The 16,442-nt window shown below is 73.7% G+C and carries 15 protein-coding genes; 5 read left to right on the top strand and 10 right to left on the bottom strand.

Going from position 1 to position 16,442, the window contains the following annotated elements; translation table 11 throughout:
* The first annotated feature begins 50 nt into the window (after nucleotides 1–50).
* From IE321_RS21525 to IE321_RS21515, 3 genes are all read left to right on the top strand, one after another.
* Nucleotides 51–1,418 carry an FAD-dependent oxidoreductase gene (locus IE321_RS21525; RefSeq protein ID WP_043221452.1) on the top strand — a complete coding sequence of 456 codons (1,368 nt, stop codon included), beginning with the start codon at nucleotides 51–53 and terminating at the stop codon, nucleotides 1,416–1,418.
* 99 nt (nucleotides 1,419–1,517) lie between these two features.
* Nucleotides 1,518–3,167, top strand: a complete 1,650-nt coding sequence (locus tag IE321_RS21520; RefSeq protein ID WP_229916495.1) for a helix-turn-helix domain-containing protein — start codon at nucleotides 1,518–1,520, stop codon at nucleotides 3,165–3,167.
* A 79-nt stretch (nucleotides 3,168–3,246) separates the two neighbouring features.
* On the top strand, nucleotides 3,247–4,617 hold the full coding sequence (locus tag IE321_RS21515; protein WP_190224180.1) for an FAD-binding oxidoreductase: 1,371 nt from the start codon (nucleotides 3,247–3,249) through the stop codon (nucleotides 4,615–4,617).
* A gap of 9 nt (nucleotides 4,618–4,626) precedes the next feature.
* Here IE321_RS21515 and IE321_RS21510 read toward each other — a convergent pair whose 3' ends face one another.
* The 3 genes from IE321_RS21510 to leuA all read right to left on the bottom strand — a co-directional run bounded on the left by IE321_RS21510 (nucleotide 4,627) and on the right by leuA (nucleotide 8,781).
* Nucleotides 4,627–5,319, bottom strand: a complete 693-nt coding sequence (locus tag IE321_RS21510) for a TerB family tellurite resistance protein (RefSeq protein ID WP_079021865.1) — start codon at nucleotides 5,317–5,319, stop codon at nucleotides 4,627–4,629.
* A 127-nt stretch (nucleotides 5,320–5,446) separates the two neighbouring features.
* Complete coding sequence (locus IE321_RS21505) at nucleotides 5,447–6,790, bottom strand: choice-of-anchor A family protein (protein WP_190224179.1); 1,344 nt, start codon at nucleotides 6,788–6,790, stop codon at nucleotides 5,447–5,449.
* 227 nt (nucleotides 6,791–7,017) lie between these two features.
* Nucleotides 7,018–8,781 carry a 2-isopropylmalate synthase gene (leuA, locus tag IE321_RS21500; protein WP_190224178.1) on the bottom strand — a complete coding sequence of 588 codons (1,764 nt, stop codon included), beginning with the start codon at nucleotides 8,779–8,781 and terminating at the stop codon, nucleotides 7,018–7,020.
* A 294-nt stretch (nucleotides 8,782–9,075) separates the two neighbouring features.
* Here leuA and IE321_RS21495 point away from each other — a divergent pair, with 294 nt between their 5' ends.
* Together IE321_RS21495 and IE321_RS21490 are read left to right on the top strand one after the other, a co-directional pair.
* Nucleotides 9,076–10,119 carry a M4 family metallopeptidase gene (locus IE321_RS21495; RefSeq protein WP_190224177.1) on the top strand — a complete coding sequence of 348 codons (1,044 nt, stop codon included), beginning with the start codon at nucleotides 9,076–9,078 and terminating at the stop codon, nucleotides 10,117–10,119.
* 21 nt (nucleotides 10,120–10,140) lie between these two features.
* On the top strand, nucleotides 10,141–10,389 hold the full coding sequence (locus IE321_RS21490) for a protealysin inhibitor emfourin (protein ID WP_043221461.1): 249 nt from the start codon (nucleotides 10,141–10,143) through the stop codon (nucleotides 10,387–10,389).
* A 1-nt stretch (nucleotide 10,390) separates the two neighbouring features.
* Here the strand turns inward: IE321_RS21490 and IE321_RS21485 are convergent, their stop codons facing one another.
* The 7 genes from IE321_RS21485 to IE321_RS21455 all read right to left on the bottom strand — a co-directional run bounded on the left by IE321_RS21485 (nucleotide 10,391) and on the right by IE321_RS21455 (nucleotide 16,428).
* Complete coding sequence (locus IE321_RS21485; RefSeq protein WP_190224176.1) at nucleotides 10,391–11,413, bottom strand: hypothetical protein; 1,023 nt, start codon at nucleotides 11,411–11,413, stop codon at nucleotides 10,391–10,393.
* A gap of 4 nt (nucleotides 11,414–11,417) precedes the next feature.
* Complete coding sequence (locus IE321_RS21480) at nucleotides 11,418–11,810, bottom strand: hypothetical protein (RefSeq protein ID WP_190224175.1); 393 nt, start codon at nucleotides 11,808–11,810, stop codon at nucleotides 11,418–11,420.
* A gap of 2 nt (nucleotides 11,811–11,812) precedes the next feature.
* Nucleotides 11,813–12,772 (bottom strand): GTPase Era, encoded by a 960-nt coding sequence (gene era / locus IE321_RS21475; RefSeq protein WP_043221464.1) that lies wholly within the window; start codon nucleotides 12,770–12,772, stop codon nucleotides 11,813–11,815.
* A gap of 29 nt (nucleotides 12,773–12,801) precedes the next feature.
* A complete protein-coding gene (locus tag IE321_RS21470) occupies nucleotides 12,802–13,749 on the bottom strand; it encodes a WxL protein peptidoglycan domain-containing protein (protein ID WP_190224174.1) in 948 nt (315 codons plus the stop codon).
* A gap of 94 nt (nucleotides 13,750–13,843) precedes the next feature.
* Nucleotides 13,844–15,181: a beta-xylosidase gene (locus IE321_RS21465; RefSeq protein WP_043221466.1), complete on the bottom strand. Its 1,338-nt coding sequence runs from the start codon at nucleotides 15,179–15,181 to the stop codon at nucleotides 13,844–13,846.
* Nucleotides 15,182–15,382: 201 nt separating this feature from the next.
* Nucleotides 15,383–15,865 (bottom strand): hypothetical protein, encoded by a 483-nt coding sequence (locus IE321_RS21460; protein WP_043221468.1) that lies wholly within the window; start codon nucleotides 15,863–15,865, stop codon nucleotides 15,383–15,385.
* A gap of 200 nt (nucleotides 15,866–16,065) precedes the next feature.
* Nucleotides 16,066–16,428 (bottom strand): cytidine deaminase-like protein, encoded by a 363-nt coding sequence (locus IE321_RS21455; RefSeq protein WP_043221470.1) that lies wholly within the window; start codon nucleotides 16,426–16,428, stop codon nucleotides 16,066–16,068.
* Nucleotides 16,429–16,442 lie beyond the last annotated feature (14 nt).

The following is a 16,442-nucleotide window of genomic DNA, read 5'->3' as shown; positions in this document are numbered from 1 at the left end:
CCTAAGTGTCGGCGGTCCGCCGCACCCCGCTTTGCGAAGGGAACCCAGTCATGCCCCGCCCCCTCCGGGTCGCGATCGTCGGCGCCGGCCCCGCCGGCATCTACGCCGCCGACGCGCTGCTGAAGTCCGACACCGCCGCCGAGCCGGGCGTGTCCATCGACATCTTCGAGCGGATGCCGGCCCCCTTCGGCCTCATCCGCTACGGCGTCGCCCCCGACCACCCGCGGATCAAGGGCATCGTCAACGCCCTCCACCAGGTCCTCGACAAGCCGCAGGTCCGCCTCTTCGGCAACGTGAACTACGGCACCGACGTCCACCTCGACGACCTGCGCTCCTTCTACGACGCGGTGGTCTTCTCCACCGGCGCCATGTTCGACCGCGAGCTGCGGATCCCCGGCGTCGAGCTGGACGGCTCCTTCGGCGCCGCCGACTTCGCCTCCTGGTACGACGGCCACCCCGACGTCCCGCGCACCTGGGACCTGTCCGCCGAGAAGGTCGCCGTCCTCGGCGTCGGCAACGTCGCCCTCGACGTCGCCCGCATCCTCGCCAAGACCGCCGAGGAGCTGCTGCCGACCGAGATCCCGGCCAACGTCCACGAGGGCCTGGCCGCCAACAAGGCCGTCGAGATCCACGTCTTCGGCCGCCGCGGCCCGGCGCAGGCGAAGTTCAGCCCCATGGAGCTGCGCGAGCTGGACCACTCGCCGAACATCGAGGTCATCGTCAACCCCGAGGACATCGACTACGACGAGGGCTCGATCGCCGAGCGGCGCAAGAACAAGCAGACCGACATGGTCGCCAAGACCCTGGAGAACTGGGCGATCCGCGACATCGGCGACCGCCCGCACAAGCTCTTCCTGCACTTCTTCGAGTCCCCCGTCGAGATCCTCGGCGAGAACGGCGAGGTCGTCGGCCTGCGCACCGAGCGCACCGAGCTCGACGGCACCGGCAACGTGAAGGGCACCGGCGTCACCACCGACTGGGACGTCCGGTCCGTCTACCGCGCCGTCGGCTACCTCTCCGACGAGCTGCCCAAGCTGCCCTGGGACACCGTCAGCGGCACCGTCCCGGACCAGGGCGGCCGCGTGATGGAGGGCGAGGAGCACATGGCCTCCACCTACGTCACCGGCTGGATCCGCCGCGGCCCGGTCGGTCTCATCGGCCACACCAAGGGCGACGCCAACGAGACCGTCGCGAACCTCCTGGAGGACTTCGCCGCCGGCCGGCTCCTCACCCCGGCCAGCCCCGAGCCCGAGGCCGTCACCGCCTTCCTGGAGGGCAAGGACCTCACCTACACCACGTGGGACGGCTGGTACGCGCTGGACGCCGCCGAGAAGGCGCTGGGCGAGCCGCAGGGCCGCGAGCGCGTGAAGATCGTCGAGCGCGAGGACATGCTCCGCGCGAGCGGCGCCATCGACTGACGCGCGACCGCGTCACGCGCACGAAGGGAGGGGGCGTCCACCGGGTGCCCCCTCCCCGCGTCCGGTCCTACGCTGGAAGGACCGGAAGGGGTGAGGCACGTGTCCGCACCCGTGATCGACCGCGCCGGCCGGGCCCGGGACGCGGTGGCCCGCGAGGCGTGGGGAGAAGCGTACGCGCTGCTGCACGCCCGCGACCGGCACCCGGACGAGGCACTGACCCCCGACGACCTCGGCGCGCTCTCCGACGCCGCCTGGTGGTCCGGGCACCTCGACGAGTCCGTCGCGGCCCGGCTGCGGGCGCACGCCGCCCACGTCGCGGCCGGCGACCACCGGGGCGCCGGGCTGGCCGCCTGGTGGCTCCACTACGAGTACGCGGGCCTGGGCCGGCCCGCCGTCGCCGCCGGCTGGCTGCACCGCGCCCGCCACCACCTGGACGGGCTGCCGCCCTGCCCCGAGCAGTCCTTCCTCGCCTGGGCCGACGCCGAGGAGGCCACCGCCCGCGGCGACGGCCCCGCCGCCCTGGCCGCCACCGGCCGGATGACCCGCCTCGCCGAGCGCTCCGGCAGCCCCGACCTCCTGGCCCTCAGCCGCCAGGCCGCCTCCGCCGCCCTGCTCGCCCAGGGCCGCCGGGCGGAGGGGCTCGCGCTCCTCGACGAGGCGATGTGCGCGGCGGAGGCGGGCGAGCTGAGCGGCGTCTTCACCGGCTGGCTGTACTGCCTGGCCCTCACCCAGTGCATGGAGGCCGCCGACTTCGGCCGGGCCGTGGAGTGGACCCGTACGGCGATGGAGTGGTGCGCCGCCTTCGGCACCGGCGACAACCCCTTCCGCGGGGTGTGCCGGGCCCACCGGGTCGAGGTCCTGGACCTGCTCGGCGAGTGGACGGCCGCCGAGGAGGAGGCCCGGCGGGCCTGCCGCGAGGTACCCGTGGACTGCCTGGAGGCGGCGGCCGCCGCGTACTGCGCCGCCGGGGACGTCCAGCGCCGCCAGGGCCGCCTCGACGAGGCCGCCCGCTCCTACGCCCACGCCCACGAGCTGGGCCGGCTCCCCCAGCCGGGGCTCGCCCTGCTGCGGCTCGCGCAGGGCCTCGGCGACGCGGCGGCGGCCGGCCTCCGGCTCGCCCTGGCCTGCCAGGACGCCCGGCACGGCCCGCTGGCCCGGGCCCGGCTGCTGGCCGCCTCGACCGAGGTGTCCCTCGCCGTCGGAGCCGTGCGGGGCGCGGCGGACGCGGCGTCGAAGCTCGACGCCCTCGCCGGTGACGTGCCGCTGCTGCGCGCCCTCGCCGGCACGGCGGCCGGCGCGGTGGCCCTGGCCGAGGACCCCGGAGCGGCGGCTCCCGTGCTGCGCCGGGCGCTCGACCTGCGGCTGCGGCTGCGGGTGCCGTACGAGGCGGCGCAGACCCGGATGCTGCTCGCGGCGGCCGACCGGGCCGCCGGGTACGAGCAGGTCCGGCGGCTCGGCCTCGCCTTCCCCCGGGACGGCTTCGAGGGGCTCGGGGCCGGGCCCGACGCCCGCCGGGCCGCCGCGCTCCTGTCGGCGGCCGCCCGCCGCCGGCTGCCGGGCGGGCTGACCGCCCGGGAGGCGGAGGTGCTGCGGCTGGTCGCCGGGGGCGCGACGAACAAGGGCGTCGCCGGGGCCCTCGTCATCAGCGAGCACACGGTCGCCCGGCACCTCAACAACATCTTCGCCAAGCTCGGCGTCTCCACCCGCTCCGCCGCGACCGCCTACGCCTACGCGCACGGTCTGGTCTGAACGGCCCACGCGCGGGCCGCCGCCGTGATGGGCGGTACGGGCGATGCGGCGGCACCGGCCGGCCGCGTAGACCGGAGGCATGACCACGACGACGGAGACCCTGAACACGCTTCGCGGTGCCGTGCGCGGCACCGTCGTCACCCCCGGCGACCCCTCCTACGAGGAGGCCCGGCGGGTCTACAACGCCCTGCACGACCGGCGGCCCGCCGTCGTCGTCCGCGCCGCGGACGCCGGCGACGTGAGCGCGGCGGTCCGCCACGCCCGGGAGCACGGCCTCCCGCTCGCGGTGCGCGGCGGCGCCCACTCGGTCGCCGGCTTCGGCACGGTCGACGACGGCCTGGTGGTGGACCTCTCCCCGATGCGGGAGGTGCGGATCGACCCGGAGACCCGGACGGCCCGGGCCGGCGGCGGCGCCACCTGGGGCGACCTCAACGACGCGGCGCACGCCTTCGGGCTCGCGACCACCGGCGGGGTGATCTCCACGACCGGGATCGCCGGACTGACCCTCGGCGGCGGGATGGGCCACCTGGCCCGCCACTACGGCCTGAGCTGCGACAACCTGACCGGCGCGGAGGTCGTCACCGCCGACGGCGCGCTGGTCTCCTGCGACGCCGGGCGGCGGCCGGACCTGTTCTGGGCGCTGCGCGGCGGCGGCGGGAACTTCGGGGTGGTGACCGAGTTCGCCTACCGGCTGCACCCGCTGACCGACGTGTTCGGCGGCCTGACCTGCTATCCGCTGGACGAGGCGGTGATCGGGGCCTGGCACGAGGCGGCCACCGCCGCCCCGGAGGAGCTGAACATCATCCTGGTGCTGGCCCTCGGCCCGGAGGAACCGTTCCTGCCGGAGCGCTGGCACGGACGCCCGATCTGCGCCGCCTTCACCTGCTTCAGCGGCCCGCGCGACCGGGACGACCGGGTCCTGGCGCTCCTGGACGGACTGGGCCCGGTCGTCGGCCGGTTCATGGAGCGGATGCCGTACCCGGTGATCAACACGCTCTTCGACGAACAGCTGCCCGCCGGGCTGTACCACTACTGGAAGGGGAACTTCAGCGCCGGCCTGAGCGCCGGGGCCGCCGCGGCGCACGCCGCGTACGGGGCGACCATGCCGACCATGGAGTCGGACACCGCGCTCTTCCCGATCGACGGCGCCTGCCACCGCACGGGCCCGGAGGAGACCGCCTTCGCCTACCGGGACGCGGACGTCTCGCACTCCTTCGGCGCGACCTGGACGGACCCGGCCGACACCGCGGCGAACGTCGCGTGGACCCGCGCCTACGACCGGGCGCTGCGCCCGCACACCGAGGCGGGCGGCTACGTGAACTTCATGGACACCGACGACCAGGACCGGGTCCGGGTGAACTACCGGCAGAACTACGACCGGCTGCGCGAGGTGAAGCGCCGCTACGACCCCGACAACGCCTTCCGGCTCAACCAGAACATCGTGCCGTGAGCGCGCGGCTCAGGAGACGGTCCGGGCGGAGTCCAGCAGCCGCAGCACGTCCTCGGGCGGGAGGCCGAGCGCCGTCCCGACGGTGCCCAGGACCTCCTGCTCGGCCGGGCTGTAGCCGCCGTCGGCCAGCGCGATCCGCGCGGCCTGGAGCAGCAGGGCCTCGCGCCCGGCGGGCTCCAGGTGCGGGGTGAGCGGGGCGACGGCCTCGTGGATCTCGATGGCGAGGAGGGCGCCCTCGGGGTTGATCTCCGGCATGAAGCGGCCGGTGTCGGCCTCCAGCGCCTCGACCAGGTCGACGAGCTGGACGGCCGTGCAGTCGGCGTACCCGGCCGACCGGACGGCGTGCACGGCCCGGTCCAGGACCTCGCGGGAGCCGGTGCCGCCGGCCGCCAGGACGGCGAGGGCGACGGTGTGGACGGCGTCCCGCAGCATCGCGGAGAAGCGGCCGGTGGTGGGCCGCTCCAGCACCTCGGTGCCGAAGCGGGTGTGGCAGGCGGCGCACTCCACGACCGGGCCGGTGCAGCCCCGGGGCACGAGCGGGACGCCGAGGACGGCGAACCGGCGGCGGCCGGTGCGCCGCCGGTAGCTGCGGTCGCCGCCGCACTCCTCGCAGAAGAACTCGCCGTCGCCGATGGTGTTCCAGGAGGTGCGGATGCCGCAGACGGTCAGCTTCCCACCACGCGTTTCCCGGGCAGAACGCACGCGCACCTCCTCAACGGCCCGGCTGCACTGCCGGTGCGTTGGCGTGATGTTAGCCACATCCTTGATGTGACGTCAGCACCTCGTCGCTACTTCGCACCGGAGATGGCCGAGACACGACACCCGGGTTTCAGGCCCGGCGGCGCCGCTTCGCGAAGGCCAGGAAGCCTCCGCCGAGGAGCAGGGCACCGACGGCCGCCCCGATGACACCGGGCCCGATGGCCGAACCCGTCGTCGCGAGATCACCCTCCGGGGTGGTCGGCGAGGGGGCGGGCGCGGCGGTGGTCTCCTCCGGGGTGCCGGTGGGGGCGGGGCTCTCGGCGGGGGCGCCGGAGGTCGTCGCGGAGGGGGCCGGGGTGGCGGGCGCGGTGGTCTCCGGGGCGCCCGGCGCGGAGGTGGTGGGGCTGGGGGCCGGGGCGGTGGTGGCCGGCGCGGTGGGGACCGGGGTGTCGGTCGGCTTCGGCGTCTCCGGGGTGACGACGGGGCCGGGGGTGGTCTTCCCGGGGAGGCAGCCGGCGAAGGTCATCTGGTGGGTCTCGGCGCCGGGGACGGTGACGAGTTCCTTGGCGATCACGGCGCCGTTGACGTGGCCGGGGCCGACCCCGGCGCCGCCCATGTGGACGGTGGCGTCGGGCGCCAGGATGGTGCCGGGCCAGGAGGTGTAGTTCTTCTTCACCGTGGTGGCCTGCGGGAAGTTCCACAGCAGCTTGGAGCGGATGGTCCGGTAGGCCGGGTCCGGGACGTTGTAGTCGTCGATGACGGCCGCGCCGCCGGCGAGGTTCTTGTAGTAGACGCCGTAGGTGGCGTTGGCGTTCATGTCGTACGTGGCGCCGAGGACGTTCACCAGCGTCGAGGCGCCGACCGGGACGTCCAGGGTGATCGAGCGGGCCTTCTGGAGCTCGGCGGCGTCCACGGCGAAGACGTTGAGCGTGCTGTCCGTGCCGGTGAGGAAGAGGCCGTCGCCGGAGACGGCGACCGTGCCGTTGGGCTTCTCGGCCGCCCAGCCGGCGGAGCGGGCGCGCAGGCCGGTGAACTCCTTGCCGAAGTCGACCGGGGAGGCGCCCTCGGCGATCGGGCCGTCGACGCCGAAGTTCTTGCCCCCGGAGGCGTTGACGACCTTGCCGGCTATGCCGGTGCCCTTGGTGATGACGACCTGGTTGGCGGTCAGGGTGCCGCCGACGACGAGGCTGTGGCCGCCGGGGAGCTTCCCGAGGTCGCCCGGGGTGAGCTGGTACCCGACGGAGAAGCCGGAGGGCGCCTTCGGGTCGCCGAACGCGGCGTCGCCGCCGACCGCCACCGCGCCCTCGGAGTCCGAGTGCCGGACCGAGTCGCCCTCGACGAACTCCGCGTAGAGCCCGGCGGTGCCGAGCGGGTTCGGGGTGCATTCGGCGGGGGCGGCGGAAGCGGCGGGGGCCCAGGCGAGGGCGGCTCCGGTCACCGCGAGGACGGTGGCCACGGCAGCGGACGTGCGCATGCGGAACTCCAGGTCAGGGAGTGCGGGGAGGGAAGGTGTGGGGGTCCCGTGGGGAGTGGTCTGAACCATCCGTCACGCCGTGATGTGCCGTCAACTCACCCGATATGGCGCTGATTCGGGCAAGTCCGAATGATCTTCCTTAAGTGGGCCTGAAACCGTGACGCACCTCACAAAAAACGGCGCCCCGCCCCCTCGTGGAGGGGCGGGGCGCCGTACGGGGCGCGGGGTCAGCGCGCGGCGCGGTTGACCGCCGAGATGACCGCCTTCAGGGAGGCGCGGGTGGTGTTGGCGTCGATGCCGATGCCCCACAGCACGCGTCCGTCGATGGCGCACTCGATGTACGAGGCGGCCTGCGCGGAGGCGCCCTCGCTCATGGTGTGCTCCTGGTAGTCCAGCAGGCGGGCGTCCACGCCGACCGACTGCAGGGCGTCGAAGAAGGCGGAGATCGGGCCGTTGCCCGAGCCGGTCAGGACGGTGTCGACGCCGTCGACGACCGCCTCGACGCGCAGGGTGTCGGTGCCGTCCGTGTCCGAGGTGGACTGGCCGGAGCGCAGCTGGATGCGGCCCCAGGCGTTCTCCGGGTTGGGCAGGTACTCGTCCTGGAAGACGGACCAGATCGCGGCCGGGGTGACCTCGCCGCCCTCGGCGTCGGTCTTGGCCTGGATGATCCGGGAGAACTCGATCTGCATCCGGCGGGGCAGGTCCAGCTTGTGGTCGTTCTTCAGGACGTAGGCGATGCCGCCCTTGCCGGACTGCGAGTTGACCCGGATGACGGCCTCGTAGGAGCGGCCGACGTCCTTGGGGTCGATGGGCAGGTAGGGGACGGCCCACTCGATGTCGTCCACGGTCTTGCCCTGGGCGGCCGCGTCGGCCTCCATGGCGTCGAAGCCCTTCTTGATGGCGTCCTGGTGGGAGCCGGAGAAGGCGGTGTAGACCAGGTCGCCCGCGTAGGGGTGGCGCGGGTGGACCTCCATCTGGTTGCAGTACTCGCTGGTGCGGCGGATCTCGTCGATCTGCGAGAAGTCGATCTGCGGGTCGACGCCCTGGCTGAACAGGTTCATGCCCAGGGTGACCAGGTCGACGTTGCCGGTCCGCTCGCCCTGGCCGAACAGGCAGCCCTCGATGCGGTCGGCGCCGGCCATGATGGCCAGCTCGGCGGCGGCGACGGCGGTGCCGCGGTCGTTGTGCGGGTGGACCGACAGGCAGACGTGCTCGCGGCGGGTCAGGTTGCGGGACATCCACTCGAAGCGGTCCGCGTGCGTGGAGGGCGTCGAACGCTCCACGGTGGCGGGCAGGTTGAGGATGATCTCGCGGCCGGGGCCGGGCTGCCAGACGTCGCAGACGGCCTCGCAGACCTCCAGGGCGAAGTCCAGCTCGGTGTCGGTGAAGATCTCGGGGCTGTACTGGTAGCCGAAGGTGGTCTCCGGGCCCAGCAGCTTCTCCGCGTACTCCATCACCAGGCGGGTGCCGTCGACGGCGATCTGCTTGATGTCGTCCTTGGAGCCGCGGAAGACGACCCGGCGGAAGGTCGGCGCGGTGGCGTTGTACAGGTGGACGGTGGCGCGGTGGGCGCCGACCAGGGACTCCACGGTCCGCTCGATCAGGTCCTCGCGGGCCTGGGTCAGCACGGAGATGGTGACGTCCTCCGGGATCGCGCCCTCTTCGATGATGGAGCGGACGAAGGCGAAGTCGGTCTCGCCGGAGGAGGGGAAGCCGACCTCGATCTCCTTGTAGCCCAGGCGTACCAGCAGGTCGAACATCTCGCGCTTGCGGGCCGGGGACATCGGGTCGATCAGGGCCTGGTTGCCGTCGCGCAGATCGGTGGACAGCCAGCGGGGCGCCTTGGTGATGCGCCGCTCGGGCCAGGTGCGGTCGGGGATCTCGACGGCCTCGTAGCGGCCGTACTTGTGGATCGGCATCCCGGACGGCTTCTGCGCGTGCGTCGCGTTGGTGATCGGCGTCGGACGGCTGACGAACGGAGACTGGGACATGGCGTAGGGCTCCTCGGGTCCTCTGAACGGGACGGCCGACTGTCGAACGCAACACCGAAACCCGCGGGGAGGGGGTCGGCCTACGACTACAGGCCCTCGCCGCGGCAGCTAAGGAGAAGCAGCCCGAAACGCATGATGCGCGTCACCATAGCCCAGGACCGGGGAAGGCGGACGTCTTGTTCCAGTATGCGGGACGGCGGTGTCGTCAAGACCGAAAGGTGACTCATCACTCCATTTCGCCAATCTCCGTCACTTCTCGTGACAGCGGCATCGCGCAGTGCCACATTGCCGGGTATGACCTCCCCCTTCTGCACGATCGTGCCGCCCCACCTGCTGGAGCACCTGGCCGCCTCCGGGAACCCCGCCGTCGCGGCCGCCGCCCGCCGGACCCTGATCGCCTCCGCCTCGGCCCGCACCGCCCGGGTCCTCCCCCGCCCCGCGGCGGACCCGTCCGGCGCCGGGGCGGGACCCGCGGCCCCGCGCCGCACGATCTACGACGCCGAGCGGCGCACCGACCTGCCCGGGGTGAAGGTCCGCGAGGAGGGCGGGGAGGCGACGGGCGACGCCACCGTCAACCGCGCCTACGCGGGCCTCGGCGCCACCTTCGCGCTCTTCCGGGACGCCTTCGGCCGCGACTCGATGGACGGCGCCGGGCTGCCGCTGCTCGCGACCGTCCACTACGACGAGAAGTACGGCAACGCCTTCTGGAACGGCGAGCAGATGGTGTTCGGCGACGGCGACGACGAGATCTTCCTCGACTTCACCCTCCCGGTGGACGTCATCGGGCACGAACTGGCGCACGGCTTCACGCAGTACACGGCCAACCTGGAGTACTTCAGCCAGTCCGGCGCGCTCAACGAGTCGGTCTCCGACGTCTTCGGCTCGCTGGTGAAGCAGCACGCGCTCGGCCAGAGCGTCGAGCAGGCCGACTGGCTGATCGGCGAGGGCCTGTTCCACCCGGACGTGGAGGGGACGGCGCTGCGCTCGATGAAGGCGCCGGGCACCGCGTACGACGACGACGTGCTCGGCAAGGACCCGCAGCCCGCCCACATGGACGACTACGTGCGCACCGGCCGGGACAACGGCGGGGTGCACATCAACTCCGGCATCCCGAACCACGCCTTCTACCTGGTGGCGACCGAGCTGGGCGGCAACGCCTGGGACCGGGCCGGGCGGATCTGGTACGACGTGATGACGGGCGGGACGCTCGCCCCCGAGACCCGGTTCGCCGAGTTCGCGGCGGCGACGGTGGCGGCGGCGAAGGCCCGGTACGGCGACGCGGCGGAGATCCAGGCCGTCATGAAGGCGTGGGCGGCCGTGGGCGTGCCGACCGACTGATCCGGCTGGTAGACAGGGGCCATGCGGATTCGAGTGCGGCGCACGGGCGGTTTCGCGGGCATCGAGCGGTCGGCGGAGGTGGAGGTCACGGGCCCCGAGTGGGAGTCCCTGGCCGCCTCCGTCCTCGCGGCGACGGAAGCCGTCCGGGGCGTCCCGGACGGCTTCTCCTACGAGATCACGGTCGACGGGCGCACCGTCAGGTGCGCCGACCCCCATCTGACGGACGCCCAGCGGACGCTGGTGACGAGGGTCCTCAAGGAGGGCGCCTGAGCTAGCGCCCGAAGAGACGGCCCCAGAAGCCGGACTTCCTCTCCTCCGGGGGGCGGACGGGGCCGACGTCGAGCGACCAGTCGCCGTCGGCGTTCACGACCTCGACGAGCAGCGGCCCCTCGGGCAGCTTCCGGGCGTCCTCCGGGCGCCGGGCGTGGTCGCTCGCCAGCGTGTCCGGGAACGGGGCGGGGGTGCCGGGGCGACGCGGCTTGTGGCCCAGGACGCGCAGGGACGCGTCGGCCCCCGCCGGGCGGAGCCGGGTGCGCAGTTCACCGGCGGGTCCGGTGTGGAGCAGCACCTCGGTCCCCCGCCCCGTGGCGCCCGCCCCGAGCTCGCGCACGCCGGTCACGGGCCGGACGACGATCACCCACTCGTCGTGTGCGCGGCACCGGAGGCGGAAGCGCAGCGGGTACAGGTTGTCGCACCACATCACCCGCTGCGCGAACCGGCCGGCCGGATGCGAGCCGCCGAGTCCGACGGCGTCCCTGCCGTCCCAGTCGACGGAGTCCAGCGTGAAGAAGCCCGTCCCCCTCCAGGCGTACTCGACCAGGACGTAGCCGGGCGGCGGGACCTCCTCCATGGCGAACTTGGCATCGCCCCTGCCGACGTACACGATGTCGTCGAACTCTCCGCCGTCGAGGATCCCGGCCGGCGCGGCCCTCCCGGTCGACGGAGCGGCCGACGGATCGGAGGCCGGAGCGGGCGAGGGGGCGGAAGAGGCGGCGATCAGGTCCGCCCACCATCCGCCGGCCGCGCGGTCGACCCGGCGCGGGGGCGGTGCGCCGTCCTCTCCCGGTGGACCGGAACCGGCCGGTGAGCCGGCCGCCGCAGAGCCCGTGCCCGTACCCGTGCCGAAGCCCGTACCGGCGTCCGCGCCCGGGCCCGTACCGGAGCCTGTCCCGGCACCCGCGCCCGCGCCCGCCGACTTGCCGACGGCTCCGTGCGGGATCTCCAGCGGGACCGGCCCGCCCTGCCCTGGCTGCCCGGGGACCGGCAGGTCCTCCCCCTTGCTGATCTGCGTCACGGCGTCATGCTGGCACGCCGTCTCGGGGCGGGTCCACGGTCGGATGCGGCGGGGCCGGGACGCCGAGGGCGGTGAAGGGGGTGACCAGGAGGGCGTACTGCTCCGGGGTGAGCCTGCCGCGCTTGAGGACCGCGCGGCCGGCGACGCAGATCGCGGACTTGGCGTCGGACAGGAGCCCCGTGAGGTGGCCGTCCAGCTCGTCGGCGCGGGCCAGCAGTCCGCCGCGGACCCGGTGCGTGAGCACCGAGTCCTGCGCCGCCGACGGCCTCGCGGCCCGGCTCGCCTCCCGGCCGCCCTGGGAACGGTCCTCGACCATGCGGTCGAAGGCGGCGGCCAGGGCGGCGGGCGGCAGGGCGAGCGCCGCGTCGACGAAGCGCTCGGTCCCGGGGTCGAGCACCGCTAGAAGCCCAGGCGGCGGAGCTGCTTGGGGTCGCGCTGCCAGTCCTTGGCGACCTTGACGTGCAGGTCGAGGAAGACCGGGGTGCCGAGGAGGGCCTCGATGTGCTTGCGGGACTTCATCCCGACCTCCTTCAGGCGGCTGCCCTTGGGGCCGATGATGATGCCCTTCTGGCTGGGGCGCTCGATGTACACGTTGGCGTGGATGTCGAGCAGCGGCCGGTCGGCGGGGCGGCCCTCGCGCGGGATCATCTCCTCGACGACGACCGCGATGGAGTGCGGCAGCTCGTCCCGCACGCCTTCGAGCGCGGCCTCGCGGATCAGCTCGGCGACCATGACCTGCTCCGGCTCGTCCGTGAGGTCGCCCTCCGGGTAGAGCGGCGGGGACTTCGGCAGGAGCGGGATGAGCAGGTCGGCGACGAGCTGGACCTGCTTGTCGCCGACGGCGGAGACGGGCACGATCTCGGCCCACTCGATGCCGAGCTCGCGGCCGAGCTGGTCGATGGCGATCAGCTGCTCGGCGAGGGTCTTGGAGTCCACCAGGTCGGTCTTGGTGACGATGGCGACCTTGGGGGTCTTCTTGATCTCGGCGAGCTCCTTGGCGATGAAGCGGTCGCCGGGGCCGAGCTTCTGGTCGGCGGGCAGGCAGAAGCCGATGACGTCGACCTCGGCCCAGGTGGTGCGGACGACGTCGTTGAGCCGCTCGCCGAGCAGGGTGCGCGGCTTGTGGAGGCCGGGGGTGTCGACCAGGATCAGCTGCGCGTCGGGGCGGTGCACGATGCCGCGCACGGTGTGCCGGGTCGTCTGGGGGCGGTTGGAGGTGATCGCCACCTTCTGGCCTACCAGAGCGTTCGTGAGGGTGGACTTGCCCGCGTTGGGGCGCCCGACGAAGCAGGCGAAGCCCGCCCGGTGGGGGGCGGTGTTCTCATCGGTCTCATCACTGCGCACGCTCATGGGGGCCATTGTCCCCGATGAGCGGCCGCGCCACGCACTCAGTGTCCCGGCCGGGCCCGGCGGCGCCGGATCCGCCACCCGGCGAGGCCCCCGGCGGCGGCGAGCGCGAGCGCTCCGGCGACCAGCCAGGGCAGGGCGAGGAAGGAGACGGCGGCGCTCTCGCGGACGTCCTTGGCGGTGGCGGTGAGGGTGATCTCGGCCCAGTCGAACTGCGGCGAGCCGGTCCACCGCTCGGTCAGCCGGATCCGCTGCCGGGGCAGCAGCTCGGACGGGACCCGGTCGAGGTCGCGGTCGAGCAGGGTCCGTCCGAAGAGGCCCTCGGCGGTGAGGACGACCTTGGGGTCGAGGGTGACGTTGCCGCGGTTGTGGAGGGTGTACGTGACCAGGGCGGTGCTCTCCCGGGTGCCGGGGACGGCCGGCCGGTCCTGCTCCACGGTGACGTCCTCGACGGCGAGCGCGGGCACGGCGGGCCCGTTGACCTTGAGGTAGACGCGGGCGGCGACGGCCCGCTGGACGCCCATGGCGACCGAGCCGCTGCCGGCCGGGCTGATCCGCTCGTCGAGGGCGACGAGGGCACCGGGGTGGTCGCCGGGGTCGGCGTCGGCGGGGACGGTGAGGGTGAAGGGGACGGTGACGGAGGAGCGCGCGGGGACGGTGACCGTGGTGCGCTCGGGCCTGATCCAGGCGCCGGCGCCGGTCTGCTCCTCCTTGAGGGTGCGGATGGCGAAGCCGCCGTCGCGCTCGGTGTTGTAGGCGTCGGCGCCGTAGAGCCGGAAGGTGAGCGGGGCGGCGGTCTTGTTGGCGACGGTGACCCTGTCGCGGAGGGTGGCGCCCGGGTCGGCGGTGAGGAAGTAGTAGGGGCGTTCGCCGAGCCGGGCGGCGGCCGGGTAGACGGCCCACTCGCCGTTCTCGGCGGCCTGGGCGGCCGGGGCCCCGAGGAGCAGCAGGGCGGCGCTCAGGAGGAGGACGTACAGCTTGCGTCGCACGGTGCGGAACCCCCGGGGGTGCGGTGGGGAGGAGTGGGTGCGGGGCCGCCGACGGGCCGGCCGGGGGTGCGCCCGGCCGGCCCGTCGGCCGCCGTCAGGACAGGGTCAGCGTGAGCACGCCCGCGTAGGCGCCGGGGGCGGTGAACGCCGGGACGTCCAGCGCGAGCTGGGCGTCGACGGTGAACTCGCCGCCGGTGACCGTGCCGTTCGCCGTGGAGGCGAGGGTGGCGCCGGAGCCGACGGGACCGGCGGAGCCGGCCGCGCAGGCGCTGGGGCTGCCCTCCTTGGCGACACAGGCCGGGGTCCAGCTGAGCTTGTCGGCGCCGATGGCGCCGCCCGGGCCGGTGAAGTCGGTGACCTTGCCGGTCACGGACCAGCCCGCGGGGCCGCCGCGGAAGTCCTTGACCGTCACCGTCTGGAGCGCGCCGGTGGCCGAGCCGCCCTGGCCGAAGTCGACCGCGGAGAGCGAGACGGCGTCACCGGCCTGGGTCATGGACAGTTCGCCCGCCTGGACCGTGGCGGTGATCTTCTGGCTGTTCGGCGGGGTCGGGGTGTCGTCGATCACCTGGTACGGGAGCGGGCCGGCGCCCTTCTCGGCGTTCCAGGAGCCGCCCTCGTAGGCGACGATCCCGGTGGTGGCGAGGTCGTTCACCTTGAGCCGGGCGACGAAGCCGCCCTCGCTGTCGGTGGTGACCGTCATCCGGTCGGCGGTCTCCGCGGCTCCGGCGCGGGCGGCCACGGTCACCTCGGTGAGCGGGGTGAACTTGGCGCCGGTGACGGTGACGCGGACGCCGGGCGCGCCGGAGGCGGCGCCGAGCGCGAGGGTCCGCTCGTTGGGCACGGGCTGGTCGCCGGCCTGGACCGTCTCGGAGACGGGCGCGGGCGGGTTGAGCACCGTGCACGGGGTGTCCAGCTCCATGAGGTAGCTGGTGTGGATGTTGTAGTCGCCCGGCGAGAGGGTGATCGCGCCGGCCGTGGTGACCGTGAAGGAGCCGGTCATGGAGAAGCCCGGGAAGGCGCCCTTGCCGGGGACCGGCGGGTTCTTCTTGGGCCCGGTGACGCTGACCGCCCCGGTCTGGGCGCCGCCGAGGACGACCTTGCCGCTCGGGGTGAGGATGTCGGCCGGGAGCGCGAGGTCGACCGGGTTCGACGCGGCGGGCTTGGTGACCGAGTAGGTCACCTTGACCGTGTCGCCGACCTTGGGGGTGGCGTTGTCGACCGAGATCACGGCGGTGGTGGTGCCCTCGATGGGCGGGATGCCGGCGATGGGCGGCGGGACGCAGCGGGTGGTGAAGTCCACCGACTGCGCGCTGCCGAGCGCGGTCGCCGGGGCGGCGAGCGCGCCGCCGGCCGCGAACGCGAGGGCGGTGGCGCCGAGAACGGCGGTCCACCGCCGTCTTCGGGCCGCCGCCCGGGTTCGGGTGAATGCCATGTGAGTGCCCCCTCCTGAGGGTCGAGAGGGCGCCATTGACGGCCGGGGGGCGAGAGAAGTCAATAACGACGGACGCCATCGACTGATGACCCATCAGATAATGGCAGGATCGGTCGATGTGCCGACTTCTCCGGAATGTCGGCGCACACGCCGAAGACCGGCGCCGCCCTCGGCGGCACCGGTCACGGGTGGTGCGGTGGATCAGCTGATGACGAACGGTCCCGGGGACTGCGAGGTCACCGCGTCGCAGTTCACCGTGACACCGAAGATCACCAGCTTGAGGGCGACCCCGGCGAAGTAGGAGTTGAGACTGTCGCCGGCCACCACGTTGGTGGCGGTCAGCGGACCCAGCTTCGCCGTGCCGCCGGCGGGGATCGCCGGGTTCTTCTTGCCGGTGAAGGTCCGGTCGGGTCCCGTGGCGTTGTCCAGGATCAGCGAGGAGCTGATCGTGTCCGCGCCGACCGCGATCGGCGTGGTCACGGGAGCGGTGATCGACACCTGCCCGGTGGTGCCGGAGTGGGTCATGGTGAGGGTGGCGGTGCCGCCGCCCCAGCTGCCGCAGTCGTACGTCGCCGTGGCCGTGCCCGGCGAGACGGCGGCGGAGGCCGTGGGGGCGAAGGCGAGGGACGCGGCGGCGAGTCCGGCCGCGAGTGCTCCGGCAGCCCCTAAGGTGCTTCTTCTCATGGCGGGTTCGTACCCCTTCCGATGACGAACGCAGGGGGTGCGGGCACTGCGTGGAATGGCGAATATCTGACGGTCCGTCGGACCGTCCGCCGCCTATTGAGACGCAGACGGCATGGGAAGGCAAGAGAAGTCGCGGAGATCCTTCACAAACGCGCAAGGGCCCGGCCGTGGCCGGACCCCCACCGTTCCCCGCACGCCGCTCAGCCGGCGGTGACCGCCGCGCGCAGCTTCCCGTCCGGGCCCGCCAGCAGCACCGGGGTCTCCGGTCCGCCCAGATCCCGCACGGCCGCCCGGTCCTCGTCCGAAGCGGCCTCGGCGCCGGACACCACGGCCGCCGCCTCCAGCGACCGCGCCCCGCTGGCCACGGCCATCGCCACGGCGGTCCGCAGCGCGCTCAGCTTCAGCGACTCCAGCTCCACCGTGCCCGCGACGTAGGTGCGGCCGGTCTCGTCCCGTACGGCCGCGCCCTCGGGCACGCCGTTGCGGGCGCGGGCGCTGCGCGCCAGCGTGATGATCTTCAGGTCCTCGGCGCCGAGGTCGCCGTGCTCACTGCTGAGTGTCATGGACCGAGCATAGG

The sequence above is a fragment of the Streptomyces hydrogenans genome, from assembly GCF_014656075.1.
Taxonomy (GTDB): domain Bacteria; phylum Actinomycetota; class Actinomycetes; order Streptomycetales; family Streptomycetaceae; genus Streptomyces; species Streptomyces hydrogenans.
Note: the sequence above shows the minus strand (reverse complement) of the source record. Positions and strands in the feature narration are given on the sequence as shown.

Coding starts and splice junctions, on each gene's coding strand:
- IE321_RS21525 (WP_043221452.1), top strand. CDS start 51: ATGCCCCGCCCCCTCCGGGTCGCGATCGTCGGCGCCGGCCCCGCCGGC.
- IE321_RS21515 (WP_190224180.1), top strand. CDS start 3,247: ATGACCACGACGACGGAGACCCTGAACACGCTTCGCGGTGCCGTGCGC.
- IE321_RS21505 (WP_190224179.1), bottom strand. CDS start 6,790: ATGCGCACGTCCGCTGCCGTGGCCACCGTCCTCGCGGTGACCGGAGCC.
- leuA (WP_190224178.1), bottom strand. CDS start 8,781: ATGTCCCAGTCTCCGTTCGTCAGCCGTCCGACGCCGATCACCAACGCG.
- IE321_RS21495 (WP_190224177.1), top strand. CDS start 9,076: ATGACCTCCCCCTTCTGCACGATCGTGCCGCCCCACCTGCTGGAGCAC.
- IE321_RS21490 (WP_043221461.1), top strand. CDS start 10,141: ATGCGGATTCGAGTGCGGCGCACGGGCGGTTTCGCGGGCATCGAGCGG.
- era (WP_043221464.1), bottom strand. CDS start 12,772: ATGGCCCCCATGAGCGTGCGCAGTGATGAGACCGATGAGAACACCGCC.
- IE321_RS21465 (WP_043221466.1), bottom strand. CDS start 15,181: ATGGCATTCACCCGAACCCGGGCGGCGGCCCGAAGACGGCGGTGGACC.
- IE321_RS21460 (WP_043221468.1), bottom strand. CDS start 15,865: ATGAGAAGAAGCACCTTAGGGGCTGCCGGAGCACTCGCGGCCGGACTC.
- IE321_RS21455 (WP_043221470.1), bottom strand. CDS start 16,428: ATGACACTCAGCAGTGAGCACGGCGACCTCGGCGCCGAGGACCTGAAG.